The sequence below is a fragment of the Mesorhizobium sp. M0019 genome (genome assembly GCF_040323975.1).
GTDB lineage: Bacteria > Pseudomonadota > Alphaproteobacteria > Rhizobiales > Rhizobiaceae > Mesorhizobium.
Window position 1 is genome coordinate 39,938 of sequence record NZ_JAMYVK010000020.1, and the last position, 22,459, is coordinate 62,396.

The window sequence follows — 22,459 nt, forward strand, 5'->3', positions numbered from 1 at the left end:
CGGCGGAACGATCCGCCAGTACGCCCTGACGGACGACGCCATATGCTTTATTTTTCGCGCTTCAAGATGATCCTGATCTGGCTGGCCGTGGCCGCCACAGTGGTCCTCGCTGCGCCCAACCTTTTTTCCGCCAGCACGCTGGCCAAGTTGCCCGACTGGGTGCCGAAGCGGCAGATGACGCTCGGCCTCGACCTGCAGGGCGGCTCGCACATCCTGCTCAGGATGGATCCGAACGATCTGATCAAGGACCAGCTGGAGACGACGCGCGACGAAATTCGAACGCTGCTGCGCAATGCCAAGGTCGGCTATACCGGCCTTTCCGGATCGGGCCGCAGCGTTCAGGTCCGCATCACCGATGCCAATCAGGTCGATGCCGCCAAGAATGCGTTGAAGACATTAACCGATCCGGTGCAAGCTGGCCTGTTCAGCGGCGGCTCCATCCGGGAGATGACACTGGATGAATCCCAGCCCGGCCTGCTCAAGTTCACCGTCACCGAGGCCGGCATCAAATACCGCACCTCGGCGGCGCTGACGCAGTCGATCGAGGTCGTCGGTCGCCGCGTCAACGAGCTCGGCACCACCGAGCCGATCGTGCAAAGGCAGGGCGACGATCGCGTTCTGGTCCAGGTGCCGGGCCTGCAGGATCCGCAGCGGCTGAAGGAGATCCTCGGCCAGACCGCCAAGCTGACCTTCCAGATGGTCGACCAGTCGATGCCGGTGCAGGATGCGCTCAAGGGCCGCCCGCCGGCGGGGTCCTCGGTGCTCTATTCGCAGGACGATCCGCCCGTTCCCTATCTGATCGAGAACCGCGTCATCGTCTCGGGTGAAGACCTCGACAAAGCGAGTGCGACCTATAATTCCCAGACCAACGAGCCGGTGGTTTCGTTCACCTTCAATTCCAGGGGAGCGACGCGGTTCGGCCAGGCGACATCGCAGAATGTCGGCAAGCTGTTCGCCATCATCCTCGACAATCAGGTGATTTCGGCGCCGCAGATCCGCGAACCGATCCTTGGCGGCAGCGGCCAAATCTCGGGCAATTTTACTGCCGAGAGCGCCAACGACCTCGCCGTGCTGCTGCGTGCCGGTGCTTTGCCGGCGACGCTGACTGTGATCGAGGAGCGCACCGTGGGGCCTGGTCTCGGCCAGGATTCCATCCATGCCGGCAAGGTCGCGGGTATCATCGGGTCAATCCTGGTGGTGGCGTTCATGTTCGTCGCCTACGGTTTCCTCGGCTTCCTCGCCAACATCGCGCTGGCGGTGCATGTTGCGATGATCGTCGGGCTGCTGTCGCTGCTTGGAGCGACGCTGACCCTACCTGGTATCGCCGGTATCGTGCTGACCATCGGCATGGCGGTCGATTCGAACGTCCTCATCTATGAACGCATCCGCGAGGAGCGACGTGCCGGCCGCTCGGTCATTCAGGCGATCGATACCGGTTTCAGCAAGGCGCTGGCGACCATCGTCGATTCCAACGTGACCTCGCTGATCGCAACCGTGGTGCTGTTCTGGCTCGGAACCGGGCCGGTGAAGGGCTTTGCCGTCACCTATGCCATCGGCATCCTGACCACGGTCTTCACCGCCTTCACCTTCACCCGTTTGCTGGTGTCGATCTGGCTTCGCCGCGCCCGTCCGAAGGAGTTGCCGCGGGCGCCGGTGACGTTCATTCCACCCGGCACGAAAATTCCGTTCATGGGCATCCGCCGCTGGACGTTCACACTGTCCAGCGTGCTTTCGGTGCTGTCGGTCATCGGCTTCATGACCATCGACATCAATTACGGCATCGATTTCAAGGGCGGCTCACTGATCGAGGTGCAGTCCAAGGCCGGCAATGCCGATCTGGCCGACATCCGCGGCAGGCTGACGGAACTCAATATCGGCGAGGTGCAGGTTCAGCAGTTCGGCGAGCCGAACGACGTGCTGATCCGCGTCGGTACGCAGGAGGGCGGCGAGAACGCCGAGCAGACCGTCATCGACAAGGTGCGCGGCGAGTTGCAGGACCAGTATGATTTCCGCCGCGTCGAAGTGGTGGGGCCGACGGTCTCGGGCGAGCTTGCCAAGCAAGGCACCATCGCCATGCTGGTCGCGCTGCTCGGCATCCTGATCTACGTCTGGTTCCGCTTCGAATGGCAATTCGCGGTCGGCGCCATCGTTGCGACCGTGCACGACGTGGTCATGACGATCGGCTTCTTCGTCATCACCGGCCTCGAATTCAACCAATCGTCGCTGGCGGCGATCCTCACCATAATCGGTTATTCGCTCAACGATACGATCGTTGTCTATGACCGCGTCCGGGAGGATCTGCGAAAATACAAGCGAATGCCGCTGCCGCAATTGCTGAACAACGCCATCAACGAGACGCTGTCGAGGACGACGCTGACCTCGGTGACGACGATCCTGGCGCTGCTGGCGCTGGTGCTGTTCGGCGGCGAGGTGATCCGCTCGTTCACCATGGCGATGCTGTTCGGCGTCGTGTTCGGCACCTATTCGTCGATCTTTATCGCCGCGCCACTGCTTATCCTGTTCAAGCTGCGGCCGCAGGCCACAGCGTCCGATGAGGAAAAGCCGGTGGGCGGCGGCAAAGCCATAGCCACCTGACGGCTTGCCTCAAAAGTGGCCAAGGGCATCGTCATCCGCGAGGCGCATTTCCCCGGCCGCGCACCGATCGAGGCTTACGGCAATGGCGGTTTCCGCTTTGCCGACATGTCGCATCGCGGCTCGCTGCTGTGCCTGCCTTCGGGCATCTATGGCTGGGAGCCGGCCGATCCGCTGGCGCTGACGGCAGCGGATTTCGCCAAGCTGTTCAACGAGGCCGACAAGGTCGAGATCCTGCTGGTCGGCAGCGGCAAGGATCTGAGGCCGTTGCCCGCCGCGCTGCGTACGGCACTGAAAGAAGCGGGCATTTCCGCCGATCCGATGTCGACCGGGGCGGCTGTGCGGACCTACAATGTGCTGCTGGCGGAAAACCGCGCCGTGGCCGCGGCGCTCATTGCCGTCGACTGACGTGGCCGAAAACACCAAACTCGTCATGGAGACGGTGCGTGCCGCCGACCATGACCGCTATCTCAGCGTGCTCTACGCGCCCGAGAACAAGCGCGACGCGCTGTTTTCGCTCTATGCCTTCAACGCCGAAATCGCCGGCATACGCGACCGCATCCACGAGGCGCTGCCGGGCGAGGTGCGGCTGCAATGGTGGCGAGACGTCATCGCCGCCGAAGAGGATGGGGCTGAGGTCGGCCATCCCGTGGCGGACGCGCTGAAGGCGACTATTTCCACTCACCGCCTGCCCAAGGCCGCTTTCGACAATATGCTCGAAGCGCGCATCTTCGATCTCTATGACGACCCGATGCCGTCGCGCACTGACCTCGAAGGCTATTGCGGCGAGACTGCCGCCGCGCTCATCCAGCTTGCGGCGATCGTGCTCGATCCGGTCCAAGCACCACGCTTTGCCGAACTTGCCGGCAGGGCAGGTTGTGCGCAGGCGATGACCGGTCTCCTGCTTCTGCTGCCGCTGCATCGCAAGCGGGGACAGTGCTTTGTCCCGGCCGATATTTTGGCGGCGGCGGGATCGTCGCCGCAAGAGTTCGTTACAGGTGACGGCGGGCCGGGCGCGGAACGCGCCGTTGCCGCGATGATCGCGCTGGCACGCGAGCATCTTTCCGCTTTCGAGCAGGGGGCGTCCGCTCTGCCGGTTTCGCTACGCCCGGCCTTTCTGCCGCTGGCTCTGACGGGCGCGTATCTCGGCAAGATGGAGGGCTCCCGCCACTCACCGCTTGATAGCGCGGTGCGGCTCTCTGTCCTGCGCCGGCATTGGCTTTTGTTCCGGCGAGCGACGCGAGGCTGGCCGGCCGCATGAAGGCTGATGACCAATGAGGAAGTCCGGGGAGGCCGCCAAGCCTGGACTGCAGGCGGCGAGCATCGCCCCGGCCGAGTAGTTTTTCATCACGATGGATTACTCGATCCGCCATCGCGCATCAGCGTCTCATAATCGAGACCGCCGTAGAAGATGTTGACGATGCGAACAAGATCGTCGCTGAGAACATAGGCGATAATAGCCGAGTGCTCGAACGGCACCGTTCGCAACCCTGGTGCAATGTCATCGCGCGGCCGGCCGCCACGCGGGTGCATTGCCGATGCTTCGGCAGCGATGTTCGATTCGAAGCACGAATTTCAGCGCTATGTCCGGATTTCCGCCGGTCTCGATGATGTGCTTGAAAATGTCAGCCAGATCGTTTCTGGCGGTTTCACGGTAGCGACCTCAAGCCGCTGAATCATCAGCGCGGCCTGAATACTGAGCAAACAGTCCTCGGAGATGATCGCGCACCTCTTCTCCGGTATAGCCAGGCCTCGTATCCTCGATCGACGCCTTTACACGCGCCCTGATCGAGGCCATGCGCTCGGCATGTTCTTCCTCCTCGCGCTGGAAGGCGCGAAGCGCTGCGCGGATGACTTCGCTGGCCGAACCGAAGGAGCCGTCTTCAACCTTTTCGCGGATCATACGCGCCATGGCGGGCGTTACGGTGATTGACAGTTTTTCAGCGGATTCCATGGAATTTGGCCTCGCGATACAAAGTAGGATGTTATCCTACTTCTGCGCCCGCGCAATCCGCAAGCAGGGAGCTACTCCGCCGCTTCCGCCCGAAAAGGCAGCCCCAGCCATTCGCGGCAGTCGGCGAGCGCGCGCGACGTCACGGCGTGCCGCTTGGCGACCGTCTTGTCCTTGCCGCGCAGCCGCTTGCCCTCGATCTTTGGCGCGTCCACGGGCGGGAACAGACCGAAATTGACGTTCATCGGCTGGAAGGAGCGCTTTCCCGGCTCGTCGTCGGAGACAATATGGCCACCAGTGATGTGGTTGAGCAGCGCGCCGAAAGCGGTGGTCAACGGCGGCAGCGATGGTGCACGGCCAAGCCTTTCGGCGGCCGCGAAACGCCCGGCGAGCAGGCCGATGGCGGCACTCTCGACATAGCCCTCACAGCCGGTGATCTGGCCGGCAAAACGCAGGCCGGGCCGCGACTTCAACTGTAGCGAGGCGTCGAGCAGCGTCGGCGAATTGATGTAGGTGTTGCGGTGCAGGCCGCCGAGGCGGGCAAATTCGGCGTTTTCCAGCCCGGGAATGGAGCGGAATATGCGCACCTGCTCGGCGTGCTTCAGCTTGGTCTGGAAGCCGACCATGTTGTAGAGCGTGCCCAGTGCGTTGTCCTGGCGGAGCTGGACGACGGCATAGGCCTTTACGGACGGATTATGCGCATTGGTCAGCCCCATCGGCTTCATCGGCCCGTAGCGCAATGTCTCGACGCCGCGCTCGGCCATCACCTCGATCGGCAGGCAGCCGTCGAAATAGGGCGTGCCTTCCCACTGCTTGAATTCGGTTTTCTGGCCGTCGACCAGCGCCTGCACGAAGGCATGGTACTGCTCCTTGTCCATCGGGCAGTTGATGTAGTCCTTGCCGGTGCCGCCGGGGCCGATCTTGTCGTAGCGCGACTGGAACCAGCAGATGTCCATGTCGATCGTGTCGAAATGGACGATCGGCGCGATGGCGTCGAAGAAGGCGAGCGCGTCGGCGCCGGTTGCTTCGGCGATCGATTGGGCGAGCGAAGGCGCGGTCAGCGGGCCGGTGGCGATAATCGCCTGGTCCCAGTCCGCCGGCGGCAGGCCGGGCACTTCCTCACGCTGGATGGTGATGAGCGGGTGGGCTTCGAGCTTTCTGGTTACCGCTTCGGAAAATCCGTCGCGGTCGACGGCGAGCGCACCGCCGGCCGGCACCTGATGCGCGTCGCCGGCGCTCATGATCAGCGAACCGGCCAGCCGCATTTCGGCGTGCAGCAGGCCGACGGCATTGGTTTGCGCATCGTCGGAGCGGAAGGAATTGGAACAGACGAGCTCGGCCAGCCCGTCGGTCTTGTGCGCATCGGTGCCGCGGACGGGACGCATTTCATGAAGGACAACGGGAATGCCGGCTTCGGCCGCCTGCCAGGCGGCTTCGGAGCCGGCGAGACCGCCGCCGATAACGTGAATGGGGTTCTTGTCCATGAGCGCCGAAATAGTCGCTTGGCGCAAGGATTGCAATTGCCAGGGATCGCACCGCAAGTGGGCTGCCTAGGAAAGACCGCCCAAAACAACAACACCCGCCGAGGGAGGAGATCCGGCGGGTGTCGTTTTGTTGGCCGATCCTCGGGAGGAGGTGAAGATCGACCGTATTCGCCATCGCCGGGGAGGAGGTCGGCTTAGACGAAATTCCTTTCGCCATTTGAAAGGGCGCGAAACCCTTTTTAGAAACAACCTAGAAACAGCGCCCGCCGGGGGAGGAGGTCCGGCGGGCGCCGTTTTTGTGGTCAACCCTCGGGAGGAGGTGAAGGCTGACCGTATCCGTCAGGGTCGGGGAGGAGGTCGACCCTGGCGAAATTCTTGTGGTTAGATCGCCCTGCGAGCGACCATCTTGATCTCGTCGCGGACGATGCCGAGATCGTTGAGCTGGCGATTCGACAGGCGACCCAGCTCGGTAACCGTCTCGCGGTAGACGCGCCAGTTACGATAGTTGCGGATCAGGTTCATTGTCGTTCTCTTTTCAAAACTGGTTCGGACCATTTGCGGCCCGAAGGATTAGACCGCCTTGCGGGCGACGTAGTGAATGTCGCTGCGGCTGATGCCGAGGTCGGTCAGTTCACGGGTGCTCAGGCGGTTCAGCTCGGACACGGTGTCCCTATAGCGGCGCCAGTTGCGATAGTTGCGGATCAGGTTCATGGTAGTCTCGTTTCGTCTTTCTTTCGGATCATTCCGTCTTTGTGTGCACCGTGAAAATAGGTGGGGTCATATCGATTTAAAAGCGCTATTGGTGCATGGCAGCAATGCAAATTGTGCAATGCAGCATTAACGCGCGTCCGGTTTTCCGCCCAGATCGGAAAATGCCGTTAGGTCAAACGTTTGGCCGGACGAGCTAAAAGGACCAAGCAAAGGGGGAGGGGCATGGCGAGCTATTCGTCACGGGTCAGGTCGGATATCGCGCGATGGCAGCAGGCTGGCCTGATCGACGCGCCGACAGCCGAGGCTCTAACGCGCGACGTCGAGGCAAACGAACGCAAATCGCTGAGTTTCGGCTCGATCCTGGCGATGATGGCGGCGCTGCTGTTCGGCGCGGCTATCCTGATCTTTATCGCCGCCAACTGGGAAGTCATCCCGCGGCTGGTGCGGGTCGCGGCACTTTTTGCCGTTATCCTTGCCGGCTATGTCGGCGGGGCGGTGCTGAAGATGCGCGACCATGCGGCGATCGGCGAGGCGCTGTGGATCGTCGCGGCGGCGGCATTCGGCGGTTCGATCGCGCTGATCGGCCAGATGTATCATTTGTCGGGCGACGAGGCCTCGGCCTTGATCACCTGGGGCGCCGGCACCGCGCTGGCGGCGGTGGCGCTGCGCTCAAACCCGCTGACCGTCGCTGCCGTCGGCATCGCCGATGCCTGGCTGTTCCTGAGAGGGTTCGACTACTTCCGGCGCACGGAATTTCCGCATCTCTTCGTGGTCATGGCGCTAATTCTGTTCGCCGTTTCGTTCTGGACGCGCAGCCAGGCGGCGCGCCACCTGATCATCCTGTCGGTCCTTTTCTACCTCGTGCTGTTGGCCATGGAATACGACACGCTGCAAGTCGCCATCCCGCTCGTTGCCGCGTCGGTGCTGCTTTTTACCGCTGCGATCTTTGCTGCCGGGCCGGTCGAGAGGGTTTTGCAACTCGGCGGCAGGTTGCCCTTGCACGCGCTGATCGGCTTTCTCACAGGCCTGGCGATGATCCAATTCGAACTGGCGGATGAAAGCAGCTACAATAGCGGCTTCGCCATTGCCTCGGCTGTTGCGCTGGCCGGCATCGTCGCGGCGATCGTGCTGGGCGGCCGCGAGAGCCGGGGACTGCGCTGGGTTGCCTATGCGGGCTTCGCCTTCGAACTCGCCATCATCTATGTGGTGATGCTGCAATCAATGCTCGACACGGCAGGCTTCTTCCTTGCGGCGGCGGTGCTTCTCGCCGTTCTTGCTTTCATTATCATCCGCATAGAAAAGCGCATGAACGCCTCGAACATGACAGGAGCGGCGGCATGATGACCGGCAAAAGACTGATCATCTCGGCGCTGGTCCTGGCGCTCGTCCAGATCGGCTTTCTGAGCTGGATCATCGCCGGACGCGCGGCGATCCTGCGCGATGGCAAGCAGGTCCTGCTCAGGGTTGAGCCGATCGATCCGCGCGATCTCTTGCGCGGTGACTACATTCTGCTCGGCTACGATATTTCGCGCATACCGGTGAAACTGATCGGCAACATTCCGGCCGGCAAGCTTTCCAGCGAGGAAACGTCGATCGTGGTCAGGCTGAAGCAGGGCGCCGATGGCTATTGGGGGCCGACCGCGGCTTGGTTCGGGCAAGCGCCGGCGCCGGCAGCATCCGGCGAAGCCGATATCGTCGGACACGTCTCCGAGGGCTGGAATATCAGCCAGGGAGCAACGACGATCGCGCCGGAGTACGGCATCGAGCGCTTCTATCTACCGGAAGGCGAGGGGATAGCGATCCAGAACGACATGCGGGTGCGGCCGTTCGGCATCCGGGTGGCGATCGCGGCCAACGGCACGGCGCAGATCAAGGCGCTGGTGGACGGCGACAAGACACTGTTCGAGGAGCCGCTTTATTAGATCGCGCTACGGCCTTGGCAATGATCCTCCTTCGCCAAGGCTTCGGAGGAGCTTCGAGTGGCCTGCCACCCGAAGCTCGAAGAGCGAAGGGTGGTGCGGATGAAGGGACTCGAACCCCCACGCCTTTCGGCACTGGAACCTAAATCCAGGGCGTCTACCAATTCCGCCACATCCGCATTGCCCGGCCAATCCCATGTAGCCATCATTCTGTCAATGTCAGGGCCGATATCGGCATCATTGGCCGGAATGCAAAGACGGTTGAAAATCGGCCGCGCCTGTGACAAAAGGCGTGTCGAATGTGACGGGACGCGACGATCCGCTTCTGCAGAATGTGATAAGAAGTAGGAAAAACAAAGACTTATTCACATTTTTGGAGCGTATTTCTGGAGGATTTGTGCCGCGTTGAGCGGACAGATCGCCAAGTCCCGCACCAAAAGCCATTCCCGGCAAGATCATACCGGCAGGCTGTAAACGGCAGGGGCCGTTTGACGGCCTCATTGGTGGAAACAAAGGTTTTATGATGCAGGTCACCGAAACGCTCAACTCCGGTCTCAAGCGCGAGATCAAGATCACCGTGCCGGCCGGTGACATGGAAGCCAAGCTGATGGCGCGGCTCTCCGATGCTAGGAACAAGGTCCGCATCAACGGCTTCCGCCCCGGTAAGGTGCCGGTTCAGCATCTGCGCAAGGTCTACGGCAAATCATTCATGGCCGAAGTGGTCAACGAGATTCTCAATGATTCGACCCGTTCGATCATCACCGGGCGCGGCGAAAAGGCCGCCATGCAGCCTGAAGTGATCATGACCGAGGACGAGAAGGAAGCCGAGAAGATCCTGGCAGGCGGTGCCGATTTCGAGTTCCGCCTGAACTATGAGGTCATTCCGCCGATCGAGATCAAGGATTTCTCCGACATCAAGGTGACGCGCCAGGTGTTCGACGTGCCGGATGAAGAGATCGACGAGCAGGTCAAGCGTGTCGCTGAATCCGCCCGCACTTACGAGCCGAAGACCGGCAAGGCCGCCGAGGGCGACCGTGTGACCATCGATTATGTCGGCAAGATCGACGGCGAAGCCTTCGGCGGCGGCGCCGGCACCGATCAGCCGCTGGTGCTCGGCTCGAAGGAATTCATCCCCGGCTTCGAGGACCAGCTGGTCGGCAGCAAGGCCGGCGACGAGAAGCAGGTCACGGTTACCTTCCCGGAAAACTACCAGGCGGCGCATCTGGCCGGCAAGGAAGCCACTTTTGACGTGACGATCAAGGAAGTGTCGAAGCCCGGTGCGCTTGAGATCAACGACGAGATGGCCAAAAATCTCGGCCTTGAATCGCTGGAGCGCCTGCGCGAGGTGGTGCGCGGTCAGATCGAGAACCAGTTCGGCTCGATAACGCGCCAGAAAGTCAAGCGGCAGTTGCTCGACCAGCTCGACGCTGCTTACTCGTTCGAGGCGCCGTCCAAGCTCGTCGAGGCCGAGTTCAACAACATCTGGAACCAGGTCAACCGCGACCTCGAAGCTGCTGGGCGCACCTTTGCCGACGAAGAGACGACGGAAGAAGAAGCGCGTGCCGAATACATGCGGCTTGCCGAGCGCCGCGTGCGTCTCGGCCTGGTTCTCGCCGAAATCGGCGAGAAGGCCGGCGTCACCGTGACGGACGAGGAATTGCAGCGCGGCCTGTTCGAGCAGGTGCGTCGCTATCCGGCCAACCAGCAGCAGGAAGCCTTCGAATTCTATCGCAATAATCCCGAAGCGCTGAACACGTTGCGCGCGCCGATGTTCGAAGAGAAGGTGGTTGACCATCTGCTCGGCCAGATTTCGGTCACCGATGTCAAGGTCAGCAAGGAAGAGCTGCTGGCCGACGACGAGGATACGGAGACAACCAAGGCCAAGCCGGCGAAGAAGGCGGCTGCGAAAAAAGCGGACACCAAGAAGGCCGACGACGACGCTGAAGAGCCGAAGAAAAAGGCCGCGCCGAAGAAGAAGGCCGCCAAGGACGCTGAATAACGTCCCTGCTGAATTCCGAAAGGCCGCCTTCTCGAGGCGGCCTTTTTCGTTGTGGCGCAGACGCAACGGATTTCACGCATCTGGCGGTCGAGGTAGCGATATGAAGCTTTGATGATTATCTGCGCTGGGTTGCTGACCGCAGCGGTTGTTGGAGGCATCGTTGAGACAGTTCTTCGGTATCGGAAGCGTGGCGGCGGCGTTCCTGCTTGCGTCGGTCTGCCGCATTGCCCAGGCTGATACGGTTCTCGACAACTGGCGGTTCGACAAGAGCAGCGATGGCCTTGTCACCGCCTCGCTTTACGCGACCAACAAGCTCATCACCGGTGGCGGCGCATTGAGCTACAGCCCGGTTTTGACGATCGCCTGCCGGACAGCCGGCGAACCGCGTTGGAGCGAATGGCTGCAACTGAGCGACACCGTTTCCGCCAGCCGAACCATCGCCATGTCGGTGACTGTCGGCCAATCCGGCAAGCTCAACGAAAGCTGGTCGGTCGGCCCGCGCAGCAGAATGCTGGTCCGCGACGGTGCCGACGGCATCAGGCGACTGATTTCCGCGGACCGGCTGCTGCTGTCCTGGCGGTTCGGGCTGCTGTCGGGGCGCGGCAAAGCCGAGTTTGACCTCACCGGAGTTGAAGAGGCGATCGGCCGGATCGCCGCCAGCTGCAACACCAAATTGCCTTGAGCAGATTGTCCGCATTAAACCTTTGCATGGCCGAACTCTACCTGCCGGCCGGGTTCTGTGGTATGTAGGTGCCGCAACCCCAGGCATTGGATATCCGTTCTGCCATTCAAGAGCGCATGCCAGCGGACTAAATGTCGGCCTGTGCAGGTCAGCCAGGGCAAATTGGCGATCAGGGAGGAAATGCCATGCGTGCCATTGTGTTTTTTATCATCATGTCCGTCGCCACCGTCATTGCCGGCCCCTCGCGGGCACAGGATGCCGCGGCGGGTGAGAAGGTCTTCGCCAAATGCAAGGTCTGCCATATCGCGGACAAGGATCAGAACAAGATCGGTCCGTCCTTGAACGGCGTCATCGGCCGAACGGCCGGCACGCATCCAGGGTTCAGCTATTCCAAGGCTATGACCGAGGCCGGAAAATCCGGCGTTAAATGGGACGAAGCCACGCTGACGACCTACCTTCGCGATCCCAAGGCGATGGTCAAAGGAACCAAGATGGCGTTTGTCGGCCTCAAGAAAGACGAGGACATCGCCAACGTCATTGCTTATCTGAAGCAATTCTCCAAATAGCCCGGCTCTTCCGCCGGATCTTGGCATAGCAAACAGGTCGAGGCATCGCCTCGGCCGCAATCTGCCGGCAGTGTCGGTGGGGAGGGCGGCTCGTTGCAAAAAAGACATTGGCCGGCTAGGCTGCCATTCCCATCGGTGGTCGTCTGAATGTCGACTGAAGAAAGCCGTCTCAAGGATACCGGCATCCGCCTCTCGGAGGCGACGGCGGGTGATTTCTTTGCGCTTTTGAAGCCACGCGTCATGGCGCTTGCCGTGTTTACTGCCTTCGTCGGCCTGATGATGGCGCCCGGCGTGATGAATCCAGTTATCGCCGTAATTGCCATCGGCGCAATCGCGGTTGGAGCGGGAGCCGCCGGCGCGCTCAATATGTGGTACGACGCAGACATAGACGCCTTGATGTCTCGCACGTCCAAGCGACCAATTCCGTCCGGTCGCGTCACGCCTGGCGAAGCTCTCAGCTTCGGTCTGGTGCTTTCCGCACTGTCGGTCATGACGCTCGGCGTGCTGGTGGGGTGGCTCGTCGCATCGTTGTTGGCGTTCACCATCTTTTTCTATGTTGTTATCTACACGATGTGGCTGAAGCGCTCGACGCCACAGAATATCGTCATAGGCGGCGCGGCAGGCGCCCTTCCTCCGGTGATCGGGTGGGCTGCTGCAACCGGCGCAATCGGCATTGAAAGTCTCATCCTGTTTCTGATCATTTTCCTCTGGACGCCGCCTCATTTCTGGGCGCTGGCCCTTTTCAAGGTCGGTGACTATGCCGCGGCGGGGGTCCCGATGATGCCGAATGTGGCCGGCCAGCACTCGACCAGAAAACAAATCTTCGCCTATTCGCTGCTCTTGGCGCCAATCGGCGTGCTTCCTTGGGGCTTCGGCTTCGCGAGCGGATATTACGGCACTGTTTCAGCCGCGTTGGGTGCAGGTTTCATTTGGCAGGCCTGGAAGGTTCTCGTCGCCGACAAGGAGATGAAGCCGGCAAAGGCGCTGTTTGCGTATTCGATTGTCTATCTTTTCGCAATATTTGCGGCGTTGCTTGCCGACACCATTGTAATGCGAGTGATCGCTTCAGCCGACTATTGACCCCGGCTCAAAACATCACGTCGGCAGAGCACAAAATCCCAGCAACAGCAGAATAACGACGCCAAGGCCGAGTATGAGAACTGTCCTTCCGTCCATGACCTTCACCTTCGACTAGAAGAGCATATCGAAGAACGGCGTCCGTAGCTAGTCAGGCTACCCGGGACCTCCTACTCCCGGGCCTTCCTACAAAGCGCGACAAGTCCCCCGCATGAGAGTATATTGATCATGGTGCAGGTCGCGGTTTGCGTGGGCCAATCATGCAGAACGGCAGCACCGTAAAACGCGACCTTACCGGACCTGGTCTGGAGGAATGGTCATGGCAAGCTTTCACGTGATAGCAGGCGCCGGCGAGACGCTGGAACACACCAGAATTCGAAAAATCGGTGTCTCCGATCTTTTTGATGCGCTCAGGCGTGGCGTCGATGATTTCATGGTCAAACCGTCGCACATCGTTTTTCTCTGCCTGATCTATCCGATTGCGGGAGTCGTGCTTGCTGTCTGGACATCAGGTAACAACACGCTGCCATTGCTGTTTCCGCTTGTATCCGGCTTTGCACTGATTGGTCCGTTCGCGGCGATCGGCCTCTATGAGATCAGCCGGCGACGGGAAGCCGGGCTCGACGCCTCGTGGAGGCACGCCTTTGAGGTCAGGAGTTCTCCGGCACTGCCGGCTATTGCAGCGGTCGGCGTCATGCAGCTTGCGATCTTTATCGCCTGGCTTTTGACGGCCCAGATATTCTACCAGACACTGTTCGGCCCGGCGCCGCCGCAATCGCTGTCCAGCTTCATCAGTGAAATATTCGCCACGGGACGCGGCTGGACGCTCATCATCCTGGGTCACGCCATCGGCTTCGTGTTCGCCGCGGTTGTGTTGTGCACCACGGTCGTCGCATTCCCGTTGTTGCTCGACCGCGATGTCGGCGCCTACGAAGCCATCCACACCTCGGTGCGCGTTGTCCTGGCCAACCCGATCGTGATGGCCGTGTGGGGCCTTATCGTCGCCGTCGCCCTGATCGTCGGCTCGCTGCCAGTGTTCGCCGGGTTGGCAGTCGTGCTGCCGATCCTTGGTCATGCGACCTGGCATGTCTATCGGAAAGTTGTGGAATCGCCGCCGGCCACCAGACCGTGAGCTGAAAAAAACCTGCCCTGCGCGCACCGGTGAAAGTGCCGGTGCGGGCAGGGTGGGGCAGAGCTTTCAATAGGCCGGGTGGCTGAAACGGGCCTGGCGCGCGTCCTTTGTCAGGTCGCGGAAATCCTTGCCGCTCACATGCACCAGCGTCCTATGGTCACCGCCCTCGAAATAGATTTCGGGAGCGTCGCCGAGGCTTTCATCGAGGACCACTGGCACATCATAGGCAGCGCCGATCGGCGGCACAGCGCCGACATCGCAATCGCCGAATAACGAGACCACCTCGTCTTCGGAGGCAAGTCCAAGAGGCTTCTCCATGACATCCTGCAATGTCGCGAGTTCTATCCTGTGCGTGCTTGGAACCACGGCGAGCGCGTAGCCACGGTCGTGGTGAACGACCACCGATTTGGCCATTATGCTGCCAGGCACATGTGCCGCAATGGCGGATTGTCTGCTTGTCGCCGTGCGGTGATGCTCGACGGTGTCGTAGGAAATTCCTTTCCTATCGATGAAGTCCTTCAGTCTGTTTGCGATGGTCATCTTGGGCGCCCCTTGCTGGTGTTCGCGACGCATGTGGAAACGCCGGCATCGCCTGTCGTTTCCGATACCAACAGAAATGGACCAGCCGTGGATAGTTTCAAGGCGAAGGCTCCAGGACCGGACGGCCTGGATCCAGACTGCATGTCAGGGCCCGGCCCCGAAAAACGCCATTCGGGTGAGAAGCGTGTAGTCCGCTTCGAAGACCATCATCGTCACGAACACCAGCACCAGCACCGGCGGCAGGATGATTGCATATGTCAGCGCCAGCCGTTCCCAGGCCATGTGCATGAAGATGGCGACGATCAGTCCTGCCTTGAGGATCATGAAGATCAGGATCAGCGACCATCTGAGATAGCCGTGGAGACCGAAATAGTCGACCAGATAGGAGCAGGTGCTGAGGATGAACAACCACGCCCAGACCACCAGATAGAGCTTGATCGGGTGCTCCTGGTGAACCTCCGCCGGGGTAAACCCGGTCGTCGTCGCATCATGGGTACGGGCGCTGTCCAGCGCATGCTGTCCCAGGCCGTTTGCGGTTGCTTCAGCCATGTCCTGCCTCTCACCAAAGATAGAAAAATGCGAAAATGAACACCCAGACCAGGTCGACGAAATGCCAGTAAAGCCCCATGATTTCGACGTTCTCGTAGCGGCCCCTTCGGCTGGTGAAGAAACCGGGCCGTCCGACGTCGTAGTCTCCGCGCCAGACCTTTCGCGCCACGATGATCAGGAAGATCACCCCGATCGTCACGTGCGTGCCGTGGAAGCCGGTGATCATGAAAAAGGATGCGCCGAACTGGGCAGCGCCCCAGGGATTGCCCCAAGGCCGCACGCCCTCGGTGATCAGCTTGGTCCATTCGAAGGCCTGCATGCCGACGAAGGTTGCGCCGAGTGCTGCGGTCAAGAGCATCAGCACTGCCGTCTTGCGGCGGTCGCGGCGGTAGCCGAAATTGACCGCCATGGCCATCGTTCCGCTGCTCGAGATCAGCACGAAGGTCATGATGGCGATAAGGATCAGTGGAATGTCGGAGCCGCCGATGCGCAGGGCGAAGACCTCGCTCGGATTGGGCCACGGCACGCGTGTTGAGATACGCGCGGTCATGTAGGAGAGCAGGAAGCAGCCGAAGATGAACGTGTCGCTGAGTAGGAAGATCCACATCATGGCCTTGCCCCAGGACACGTTTTTGAACGCCCGCTGATCCGAGGACCAGTCGGCGGCGATGCCTTGCCAGCCTGCGGGCCGCGGCTCTGTTCGGCCGATGTGGGCCAGTGTCGTCTCTGCCATCCGCCCGTTCCTCCTAGGTCAGCAACCCTCGGCAAATGTCGATTAGAGTCGAAGCCCAGCCGGCCAGAAGCGCAAAGATGGCGAGCCAGACGAAAAGCAGGAAATGCCAGTACATGGCGCACAGCTCGACACTGAGGCGAAGCCGCTGCGGCTGCGCTCCGTTCCAGGCGCCGACGCTCGTTCTGCCCAGCCCGACCAGTCCTCCCAGTATATGCAGGCCATGCATTCCCGTTAGCAGGTAGAAGAAGCTGTTGGCCGGATTGGATGCCAGAAAATAGCCGTCCGCACTCAGTTCCCGCCATGCCACAAGCTGTCCAATCAGGAAGACGAGCGCCGTGAGTCCAGCGGTGGCGAGGCCAAGCCTGACCATGTCCACTTGGCCCTTGCGCGCCGCGAGCGAAGCGCACTGTATTGCAATGCTGCTCAAGACCAGTACGCCGGTGTTAAGCCAGAGCAGGGGCGGGATGGGCAGCGGCCGCCAATCCGACAGCGCCATGCGCATGAAGTAAGCACTGGTGAACAGCGCGAACAGGCAGCCGACGACGGCAAGGAAGACGCCGAGACCGATCTTTGCGGTCGGCAGCGCCGATCGGTCCAGAGCGACAAAATCCCCGATCATACCTTGCTCGAGCCACGGCTTCGTCATTAGCCGCTGATGGGAAAGCCACCACCCGGCAATACCGGCGATCACGAGCAGGAAGACCAGGATTACGCTCATGCCGGCTCCCTGGAGGGCGCGAAGGAGCCCGGAACGTTTTGCGGTATGAAGTCCTCCTTGGCTCCCGGTACGCTGTAGTCATAGGCCCAGCGATAGACGATCGGCAGATCCTTGCCGAAATTGCCGTGGGCGGGCGGTGTTTCGGGCGTCTGCCACTCGAGCGTCGTTGCCCGCCACGGATTGCCGCCAGCCTCACGGCCATGGCGGATGCTCCAGATGAGATTGAACAGAAACACAATCTGAGCAAAACCGACTATAAAAGCCATGATGCTGATAAACGAGTTCAGGTGGTGGGCCGATTCCGTCATGATCGTCATGTCGGTCAATTCGTTGTACCGCCGCGGCACGCCCATCAAGCCGAGATAGTGCATGGGAAAGAAGATCAGATAGGCGCCGAGGAAGGTGACCCAGAAATGGAACCGGCCCAGTGTCTCGTTCAGCATCCGGCCGGTGACCTTCGGATACCAGTGATAGATCGCGCCGAAGATTACGATGATCGGGGCAACCCCCATGACCATATGGAAATGGGCGACGACGAACATCGTGTCCGACAGCGGAACGTCGACGACGACATTGCCGAGGAACAAGCCGGTCAACCCGCCATTGACGAAGGTGACGATGAAGGCCAGGGCAAAAAGCATCGGAATCGTGAGGTGGATGTCGCCGCGCCACAGCGTCAGCACCCAATTGTAGACCTTGATGGCTGTTGGGACGGCGATGATCAATGTCGTTGTGGCGAAGAAAAAGCCGAAATAGGGATGCATGCCACTGACATACATGTGGTGCGCCCAGACCACGAAGCTCAGCGCGCCGATGCCGACGATGGCCCAGACCATCATGCGGTAGCCGAAGATGTTCTTGCGCGCATGGGTGCTGATCAGGTCGGATACGATGCCGAAGGCCGGAAGCGCCACGATGTAGACCTCCGGATGGCCGAAGAACCAGAACAGATGCTGGAACAGGATCGGGCTGCCGCCGCCGTGCTGCAACTGTTCGCCCATCTCGACGATCGCCGGCATGAAGAAGCTGGTGCCGAGCGCCCGGTCGAGCAGCATCATCACGCAGGCGACGAACAGCGCCGGGAAGGCGAGCAGCGCCATGATGGTGGCGGTGAAAATACCCCAGACAGTAAGCGGAAGGCGCATCAGCGTCATGCCGCGCGTGCGCCCCTGCAGCACCGTCACGACATAGTTCAAGCCGCCCATGGTAAAGCCGACGATGAACAGGATCAGCGAGACAAGCATCAGGATGATGCCCCAGTCCTGGCCGCCTGGCGTACCGGTCATGATTGCCTGCGGCGGATAGAGCGTCCAGCCGGCACCCGTCGGTCCGCCGGGCGCAAAGAAGCTCGACACCAGGACCAGCACCGCGAGCAGATAGATCCAGTAGCTCAGCATGTTGACATAGGGAAAGACCATGTCGCGAGCACCAACCATCAACGGGATCAGATAGTTGCCGAAGCCGCCCAGGAAGAGTGCCGTGAGCAGGTAGATCACCATGATCATGCCGTGCATGGTGATGAACTGGTAGTAGGCTTCCGGGGTGATGAAGTCGAATGTGCCGGGGAAGCCGAGTTGCAGCCGCATCAGCCAGGATAGCACCAGCGCGACCATGCCGATCGCTGTCGCCGTCGCCGAATACTGGATGGCGATGACCTTGGCGTCCTGCGAGAAAACGTATTTCGTCCACCAGCTGTGCGGATGGTAGAGTTCCATTTCCGCGACTTCGGCCGGCGGTACCGCATCTGCAGGTGTGATATCGACCATAGGAACACCTCCGTGCCCTTTTCGGCCAGCCCGACAGTTCGGGCTTGCCACACTAATTTCAATCCCGACGGCGCGCCGTCGTTCCGGTTTCCTACTCTGCCGAGCCCATCTGCTGGGGGGCGGACAGCTGCGCAAAAGTCTGCTGCTGGCCAAGCCACGCCAGATAGTCTTCCTGAGTATCGACCATGACCACGCCATGCATCATCGGATGTCCCTGGCCGCAGAGTTCGGCACACAGGACCTGGAAGGTTCCGGTCTTGGTCGGAGTGAACCAGAAATAGGTGACCGAGCCCGGGATCATGTCCATCTTGGCGCGGAATTCCGGCACGTAGAAATCGTGCAGCACATCGACCGAGCGGAGCAGCATCTTGACCGGTTTGCCTATCGGGAGGTGCAGGTCGGCCGCTTCCACTACGACATCGTCCTGGCCGTTGGCATCGGTGGCGATGACGCCGAGTGGATTTTCAGCGTTGACGTCGCGAGTGTCGGATGTGCCGAGCTTGCCGTCCTTGCCGGGGAGGCGGAAACTCCATTGCCACTGCTGGCCGACGACTTCGACCTCGGTTGCGTCGCTTGGAACGTTAACGAACCGGCTCCAGACGAACAGGCCTGGAACGAGCAAAGCGGTGACGCCAACCGCGGTGACGACCGTCAGCCAGGATTCGAGCCGCCTGTTCTCAGGTTCATATGCCGCCTGATTGCCTTCCCGATGACGGAAGCGGAAGACGCAATAGGCCATGAAAAGAACCACGGCGGCGAAGACGACACCGGTGATCCAGAAAGTTATGATGATGGTGTTGTCGATATAGTCCCAGTTCGAGGCAATCGGCGTCCACCACCATGGGCTCAGGAAGTGGAACAACACCGAGCCCACGACTATCAGAACGAGTACAAGCGCAACCGCCATGTCCCGGTTCCTCCCGGTATTCCAAGCGGCGCAAGCCGTCCCGGGAAATACCAAGTGCATCATAACTTGATTTGCGATGAAAATTCTAGAGCCGGCTGTGGGAAGGGCAAAAATACCATTTCGGCGCTGGCGGTCCTTCGGTTCGGCGGTGATCAGCGGCAGCGGGTGGCAAACATCGTCAGCGTCGAGTAACCGGCAAGGGCGGGCACGCCGAATGTGCCCGGCAGAGTCACCGGAACGGCGATCGTCGGGGATCGTCGCGCGCAGGTTCTGCAGGAACAGCAGCATGACGAAGAACGTCAGCACGATTGCTTCGACCAGTGTCCGTTCACCTGCTCGACGCTCGACGAAGGGAGTGGAGCCACTTTATTGGCCGGCAGATGTCACCCGCCAAACTGTGTTGCCGACGTCGTCGGCGATGAGCAGGGCCCCGGTTTTGTCGACAGCCAGGCCGACAGGCCGGCCGCGCGCCTTGTTGTCCTTGTCCAGGAAGTCAGTCACCACGTCGGTAGCGACGCCGCTCGGACGGCCGCCGCTGAATGGTACGAACACTACCTTGTAGCCATTGAAGCGCGTGCGGTTCCAGCTGCCATGCTCGCCAACGAAGGCGCCGCCGCGATATGCCTCGGGAAAGCTGGTTGCCGTATAGAAGGCCAGTCCCAGAGGGGCGACGTGGGAACTCAGTGCATAATCCGGAACGACCGCTTTTGCGACCAGGTCCGGACGTTGGGGCATGACGCGGGGATCGAGATGCTGGCCGTAATAGCTGTATGGCCATCCGTAGAAGCCGCCATCCTTTACCGAGGTCAGATAATCCGGCACGAGATTGGGGCCGAGCTCGTCGCGCTCATTGATCACTGCCCAGAGCGCCCCGGTCTGCGGCTCCCAGCTCAGGCCGTTTGGATTGCGCAAACCGCTGGCGAAAATGGGCGACCGGCCGGTGGCCCTGTCTACCTGCCAGATGGCGGCGCGGTTCTTCTCCGCCTCGATGCCGTTTTCGGCGACGTTGCTGTTCGAGCCGATGCCGACATAGAGCAGCGAGCCGTCGGGGCTTGCCACCAGGCTCTTCGTCCAATGGTGGTCGATCGGGCCGCCGGGCAGGGCGGTTAGCGGCGTCCCGGGCGCGGTGATCTTTGTGTCACCGGTGTTGTAGGGATAGCCGACGATGGAGTCGGTATTGGCGACGTAGAGATCGCTTCCCACCAACGCCACGCCAAAGGGGGAGCTCAGGTGGTCGAGGAATACGCTGGTCAGCTCCGGCTTGCCATCGCCATCGGTGTCGCGCAGCAGCGTAATGCGGTTGCTTGGGCCGCTGTCGCCGCCCGAGGTGACCCAGGATTCGATCCAGCCCATCACCAAATCCTTGGGCCGTTTGATCGGTTCGCCACCCGGCGCCTTGGACTCGACCACCAGGACGTCGCCATTGGGCAGCACGTAAAGCGACCGCGGATGCTGCAAGCCGTGGGCATAAGCCTGGATCTGCAGCCCCTGCGCGACGGTCGGCTTTTCGTCGTTCTTCCATCCGACCACGGAAGCGAGATGCATGGGCGGGAAGAAATATTGGATCGGCTCCGGCAGGTTTGGATTCGGCCCTATCTGACTGCTGGGATCCGGGTCGTTGCCGCTGCACGCTGCAAGAGTGATCGCCGCAGTGCAAACGAGGACGGACACCGCGATGCGCCTGGTCTGACCGATGGAGCTTGCTATGCGCATCAATCCGCCACTCCGACGTGATGCCGGTACACCATGGACCAGCCCAGCCAACCAGTGAAGATGAGGATGAGCACGACAACCGCCGAGAGGATCAAGCCGGTAGGAACGATGGAGGTCCATGCATCGCGGGTGTGCACGAGCATGTTGATGATGGATAACGCCAGCGCCAGAAGATTGCCGAGCACGTGCGGCCAGGCGGGGGGCTGTGCCCTTATCAGCGGATTGGCCAGGAAATCGATCAGCCCCGCGATCGCTGCTAGGCAGCCCATGATCACGCCGATGGTAACCAGCCAAGCGGAGAAGTCAGCCCACATCATCTCCGCTGTTCGCCAATAGGCTAGATCCGTCAGCAGGGTGCCGGCGAAGCAGGCGATCGGAAATGGCACGAGCATCGGATGAATAGGATGTCCCGCAATCCTGGCCGTCGAACGCGGATTGTCACCGACCATAATGCGCCACCCTTCCTATTCTCGTCCAAACAACCGCCTGCCCGGCCTCCGGCGGCTGTTGCCGAGAGACCGGCAGACGACCGATAGATCCGTCAGGCCCAAAAAAGGGGCGCTGGCTGGCTGCGCCTGTTAGGCGGCGGACTGGGTCGGCGGGTTCTGATACATCATCCAGAGCTCGATCGCCGCCAGCACGGCGACCAGAATGCCGATCACGACATGCACGGTCATCGCCGTGGTCGCCTGGAATCCAAGCACCCAGGGCGATGCGAGAACCCACAGTCCGACGACCAGGTTCACCCACTCTTCCCACACGGCAAATGCTGCGAGGGCGGCAACCGAAAGCACGACGATCAAGATTCCGCTGCCGAGGGCGTTCTGCGTCTGCGGGCCTGCCGCAAATGTGAAGATCCAGGGAGAGAAGAACAGAATTGCCCCAAGGATCAGGTTGGCTACGTCACAGAGCCTGGCGTTTGTCCACTGGTTCATGGCATCCTCCATAAGGAGCGTTTATGGCTCCCGAGTTCGGCAAGGTGGTGCCTGAGTTCGGCGCGATACGCCCGAAGCCGCTCACTCCGTGTCACGGCAGTGCCCTTGCCCGGCCGGAGTTGCGCATGTGGCGAACTCCAGTCAAATCCGGCTATCTAACTGAATTCCGGGCTTTATGTTCCATTGGGCACCGGCAGGCCTGGATCAATTGATGGTGATCGAACAAATCCAAACCTGCCTGTCAGGGGGCGGCGGGGCGGCGGCGCGTAGCTCATTCTGTCTTTTTATCGAGCCGGTGAAACATTTCTCATGGATCGCAGTTCTTGGATCCAGAGGAGTTGAATAAGGGCAACCTGATTGCACGGGAGGAGCGCGGACGGCACAACTATAAATACGCTCTGCATAGAATACTTCGCAACTGGAAGCTCTCGCTTGTCTTGGTTGCCGCCGAAGCTTGTTTGAAAGACGGCGGTCGCCGCCGAAAA

24 protein-coding genes, 1 tRNA gene and 1 pseudogene are annotated in these 22,459 nt (G+C 61.0%); 10 read left to right on the forward strand and 16 right to left on the reverse strand.

Annotated features, from left to right (window positions below):
- Positions 1-42: 42 nt before the first annotated feature.
- Genes secDF through NKK47_RS16260 form a run of 3 tightly spaced genes read left to right on the forward strand, consistent with a single transcriptional unit; the run spans position 43 to position 3,853 of the window.
- Positions 43-2,595, forward strand: coding sequence for a protein translocase subunit SecDF (gene secDF / locus NKK47_RS16250; protein WP_352577596.1), 2,553 nt, complete (start codon positions 43-45; stop codon positions 2,593-2,595).
- Positions 2,596-2,610: 15 nt separating this feature from the next.
- Complete coding sequence (locus NKK47_RS16255; protein WP_023678919.1) at positions 2,611-3,000, forward strand: Mth938-like domain-containing protein; 390 nt, start codon at positions 2,611-2,613, stop codon at positions 2,998-3,000.
- A 25-nt stretch (positions 3,001-3,025) separates the two neighbouring features.
- Positions 3,026-3,853 (forward strand): phytoene/squalene synthase family protein, encoded by an 828-nt coding sequence (locus tag NKK47_RS16260; protein WP_502905003.1) that lies wholly within the window; start codon positions 3,026-3,028, stop codon positions 3,851-3,853.
- Positions 3,854-3,939: 86 nt separating this feature from the next.
- On the opposite strand, the gene NKK47_RS16265 is transcribed toward NKK47_RS16260, so the two are convergent.
- The 5 genes from NKK47_RS16265 to NKK47_RS16285 form a co-directional block, all read right to left on the reverse strand.
- Positions 3,940-4,125, reverse strand: coding sequence for a type II toxin-antitoxin system RelE/ParE family toxin (locus tag NKK47_RS16265; protein ID WP_352577598.1), 186 nt, complete (start codon positions 4,123-4,125; stop codon positions 3,940-3,942).
- A 130-nt stretch (positions 4,126-4,255) separates the two neighbouring features.
- Positions 4,256-4,546, reverse strand: a complete 291-nt coding sequence (locus NKK47_RS16270; RefSeq protein ID WP_352577599.1) for a type II toxin-antitoxin system ParD family antitoxin — start codon at positions 4,544-4,546, stop codon at positions 4,256-4,258.
- 71 nt (positions 4,547-4,617) lie between these two features.
- The gene (trmFO, locus tag NKK47_RS16275) at positions 4,618-6,027 is read right to left on the reverse strand and encodes a methylenetetrahydrofolate--tRNA-(uracil(54)-C(5))-methyltransferase (FADH(2)-oxidizing) TrmFO (protein ID WP_352577600.1); all 1,410 of its coding nucleotides are present in this window, start codon (positions 6,025-6,027) and stop codon (positions 4,618-4,620) included.
- A gap of 381 nt (positions 6,028-6,408) precedes the next feature.
- Positions 6,409-6,549, reverse strand: a complete 141-nt coding sequence (locus NKK47_RS16280) for a DUF1127 domain-containing protein (protein WP_023678914.1) — start codon at positions 6,547-6,549, stop codon at positions 6,409-6,411.
- Between the two features lie 48 nt (positions 6,550-6,597).
- Entirely contained in the window at positions 6,598-6,738 is a 141-nt protein-coding gene (locus NKK47_RS16285; RefSeq protein ID WP_023678913.1) for a DUF1127 domain-containing protein, read from the reverse strand.
- A 222-nt stretch (positions 6,739-6,960) separates the two neighbouring features.
- Between NKK47_RS16285 and NKK47_RS16290 the strand changes: the two genes are divergently transcribed.
- On the forward strand, positions 6,961-8,079 hold the full coding sequence (locus NKK47_RS16290) for a DUF2157 domain-containing protein (RefSeq protein ID WP_352577601.1): 1,119 nt from the start codon (positions 6,961-6,963) through the stop codon (positions 8,077-8,079).
- On the forward strand, positions 8,076-8,660 hold the full coding sequence (locus NKK47_RS16295) for a GDYXXLXY domain-containing protein (protein ID WP_352577602.1): 585 nt from the start codon (positions 8,076-8,078) through the stop codon (positions 8,658-8,660). The genes NKK47_RS16290 and NKK47_RS16295 overlap by 4 nt, the downstream gene beginning before the upstream one ends.
- A 91-nt stretch (positions 8,661-8,751) precedes the next feature.
- Here NKK47_RS16295 and NKK47_RS16300 read toward each other — a convergent pair.
- Positions 8,752-8,836, reverse strand: a tRNA-Leu gene (locus tag NKK47_RS16300).
- Positions 8,837-9,180: 344 nt separating this feature from the next.
- On the opposite strand from NKK47_RS16300, the gene tig reads away from it, so the two are divergent.
- The 5 genes from tig to NKK47_RS16325 all read left to right on the forward strand — a co-directional run bounded on the left by tig (position 9,181) and on the right by NKK47_RS16325 (position 14,113).
- Positions 9,181-10,656: a trigger factor gene (gene tig, locus NKK47_RS16305; protein ID WP_023678910.1), complete on the forward strand. Its 1,476-nt coding sequence runs from the start codon at positions 9,181-9,183 to the stop codon at positions 10,654-10,656.
- Between the two features lie 160 nt (positions 10,657-10,816).
- Positions 10,817-11,338 (forward strand): hypothetical protein, encoded by a 522-nt coding sequence (locus NKK47_RS16310; protein ID WP_352577603.1) that lies wholly within the window; start codon positions 10,817-10,819, stop codon positions 11,336-11,338.
- Positions 11,339-11,550: 212 nt separating this feature from the next.
- On the forward strand, positions 11,551-11,904 hold the full coding sequence (locus NKK47_RS16315; RefSeq protein WP_502894605.1) for a c-type cytochrome: 354 nt from the start codon (positions 11,551-11,553) through the stop codon (positions 11,902-11,904).
- Between the two features lie 147 nt (positions 11,905-12,051).
- Entirely contained in the window at positions 12,052-12,984 is a 933-nt protein-coding gene (locus tag NKK47_RS16320) for a heme o synthase (RefSeq protein ID WP_352577604.1), read from the forward strand.
- A gap of 316 nt (positions 12,985-13,300) precedes the next feature.
- Positions 13,301-14,113 carry a DUF2189 domain-containing protein gene (locus NKK47_RS16325; protein ID WP_352577605.1) on the forward strand — a complete coding sequence of 271 codons (813 nt, stop codon included), beginning with the start codon at positions 13,301-13,303 and terminating at the stop codon, positions 14,111-14,113.
- A gap of 66 nt (positions 14,114-14,179) precedes the next feature.
- On the opposite strand, the gene NKK47_RS16330 is transcribed toward NKK47_RS16325, so the two are convergent.
- From NKK47_RS16330 to NKK47_RS16375, 10 genes and pseudogenes are all read right to left on the reverse strand, one after another.
- Positions 14,180-14,653 (reverse strand): aminoacyl-tRNA deacylase, encoded by a 474-nt coding sequence (locus tag NKK47_RS16330; RefSeq protein WP_352577606.1) that lies wholly within the window; start codon positions 14,651-14,653, stop codon positions 14,180-14,182.
- A gap of 144 nt (positions 14,654-14,797) precedes the next feature.
- On the reverse strand, positions 14,798-15,202 hold the full coding sequence (locus NKK47_RS16335) for a cytochrome C oxidase subunit IV family protein (RefSeq protein WP_023678904.1): 405 nt from the start codon (positions 15,200-15,202) through the stop codon (positions 14,798-14,800).
- A 10-nt stretch (positions 15,203-15,212) separates the two neighbouring features.
- Positions 15,213-15,935 (reverse strand): heme-copper oxidase subunit III family protein, encoded by a 723-nt coding sequence (locus NKK47_RS16340; RefSeq protein WP_023678903.1) that lies wholly within the window; start codon positions 15,933-15,935, stop codon positions 15,213-15,215.
- A gap of 13 nt (positions 15,936-15,948) precedes the next feature.
- Positions 15,949-16,653, reverse strand: coding sequence for a cytochrome c oxidase subunit 3 (locus NKK47_RS16345; RefSeq protein WP_023678902.1), 705 nt, complete (start codon positions 16,651-16,653; stop codon positions 15,949-15,951).
- Positions 16,650-18,419 (reverse strand): cytochrome c oxidase subunit I, encoded by a 1,770-nt coding sequence (gene ctaD / locus NKK47_RS16350; protein WP_023678901.1) that lies wholly within the window; start codon positions 18,417-18,419, stop codon positions 16,650-16,652. The genes NKK47_RS16345 and ctaD overlap by 4 nt, the downstream gene beginning before the upstream one ends.
- A gap of 91 nt (positions 18,420-18,510) precedes the next feature.
- Positions 18,511-19,326 carry a cytochrome c oxidase subunit II gene (gene coxB, locus NKK47_RS16355; RefSeq protein WP_352454467.1) on the reverse strand — a complete coding sequence of 272 codons (816 nt, stop codon included), beginning with the start codon at positions 19,324-19,326 and terminating at the stop codon, positions 18,511-18,513.
- 167 nt (positions 19,327-19,493) lie between these two features.
- Positions 19,494-19,686, reverse strand: a pseudogene (locus tag NKK47_RS16360) (efflux RND transporter permease subunit); the annotation flags it as partial.
- 6 nt (positions 19,687-19,692) lie between these two features.
- A complete protein-coding gene (locus NKK47_RS16365) occupies positions 19,693-21,039 on the reverse strand; it encodes a PQQ-dependent sugar dehydrogenase (RefSeq protein ID WP_352577607.1) in 1,347 nt (448 codons plus the stop codon).
- On the reverse strand, positions 21,039-21,488 hold the full coding sequence (locus tag NKK47_RS16370; protein WP_352454465.1) for a DUF2231 domain-containing protein: 450 nt from the start codon (positions 21,486-21,488) through the stop codon (positions 21,039-21,041). Before NKK47_RS16370 ends, NKK47_RS16365 begins: the two co-directional genes overlap by 1 nt.
- Positions 21,489-21,617: 129 nt before the next feature.
- Positions 21,618-21,974 carry an SPW repeat protein gene (locus NKK47_RS16375; RefSeq protein ID WP_352451366.1) on the reverse strand — a complete coding sequence of 119 codons (357 nt, stop codon included), beginning with the start codon at positions 21,972-21,974 and terminating at the stop codon, positions 21,618-21,620.
- Positions 21,975-22,459 lie beyond the last annotated feature (485 nt).

Bases quoted from the DNA above. Each gene is read 5' to 3' on its own strand.
- NKK47_RS16370 (WP_352454465.1), bottom strand. From the start codon at position 21,488: ATGGTCGGTGACAATCCGCGTTCGACGGCCAGGATTGCGGGACATCCT.
- NKK47_RS16325 (WP_352577605.1), top strand. From the start codon at position 13,301: ATGGCAAGCTTTCACGTGATAGCAGGCGCCGGCGAGACGCTGGAACAC.
- NKK47_RS16295 (WP_352577602.1), top strand. From the start codon at position 8,076: ATGATGACCGGCAAAAGACTGATCATCTCGGCGCTGGTCCTGGCGCTC.
- trmFO (WP_352577600.1), bottom strand. From the start codon at position 6,027: ATGGACAAGAACCCCATTCACGTTATCGGCGGCGGTCTCGCCGGCTCC.
- coxB (WP_352454467.1), bottom strand. From the start codon at position 19,326: ATGGCGGTTGCGCTTGTACTCGTTCTGATAGTCGTGGGCTCGGTGTTG.
- NKK47_RS16340 (WP_023678903.1), bottom strand. From the start codon at position 15,935: ATGGCAGAGACGACACTGGCCCACATCGGCCGAACAGAGCCGCGGCCC.
- NKK47_RS16335 (WP_023678904.1), bottom strand. From the start codon at position 15,202: ATGGCTGAAGCAACCGCAAACGGCCTGGGACAGCATGCGCTGGACAGC.
- NKK47_RS16345 (WP_023678902.1), bottom strand. From the start codon at position 16,653: ATGAGCGTAATCCTGGTCTTCCTGCTCGTGATCGCCGGTATTGCCGGG.
- NKK47_RS16285 (WP_023678913.1), bottom strand. From the start codon at position 6,738: ATGAACCTGATCCGCAACTATCGCAACTGGCGCCGCTATAGGGACACC.
- NKK47_RS16365 (WP_352577607.1), bottom strand. From the start codon at position 21,039: ATGCGCATAGCAAGCTCCATCGGTCAGACCAGGCGCATCGCGGTGTCC.
- NKK47_RS16260 (WP_502905003.1), top strand. From the start codon at position 3,026: ATGGAGACGGTGCGTGCCGCCGACCATGACCGCTATCTCAGCGTGCTC.
- NKK47_RS16375 (WP_352451366.1), bottom strand. From the start codon at position 21,974: ATGAACCAGTGGACAAACGCCAGGCTCTGTGACGTAGCCAACCTGATC.
- NKK47_RS16270 (WP_352577599.1), bottom strand. From the start codon at position 4,546: ATGGAATCCGCTGAAAAACTGTCAATCACCGTAACGCCCGCCATGGCG.
- secDF (WP_352577596.1), top strand. From the start codon at position 43: ATGCTTTATTTTTCGCGCTTCAAGATGATCCTGATCTGGCTGGCCGTG.
- NKK47_RS16290 (WP_352577601.1), top strand. From the start codon at position 6,961: ATGGCGAGCTATTCGTCACGGGTCAGGTCGGATATCGCGCGATGGCAG.
- NKK47_RS16320 (WP_352577604.1), top strand. From the start codon at position 12,052: ATGTCGACTGAAGAAAGCCGTCTCAAGGATACCGGCATCCGCCTCTCG.
- NKK47_RS16280 (WP_023678914.1), bottom strand. From the start codon at position 6,549: ATGAACCTGATCCGCAACTATCGTAACTGGCGCGTCTACCGCGAGACG.
- NKK47_RS16265 (WP_352577598.1), bottom strand. From the start codon at position 4,125: ATGCACCCGCGTGGCGGCCGGCCGCGCGATGACATTGCACCAGGGTTG.
- NKK47_RS16315 (WP_502894605.1), top strand. From the start codon at position 11,551: ATGTCCGTCGCCACCGTCATTGCCGGCCCCTCGCGGGCACAGGATGCC.
- NKK47_RS16330 (WP_352577606.1), bottom strand. From the start codon at position 14,653: ATGACCATCGCAAACAGACTGAAGGACTTCATCGATAGGAAAGGAATT.
- ctaD (WP_023678901.1), bottom strand. From the start codon at position 18,419: ATGGTCGATATCACACCTGCAGATGCGGTACCGCCGGCCGAAGTCGCG.
- tig (WP_023678910.1), top strand. From the start codon at position 9,181: ATGCAGGTCACCGAAACGCTCAACTCCGGTCTCAAGCGCGAGATCAAG.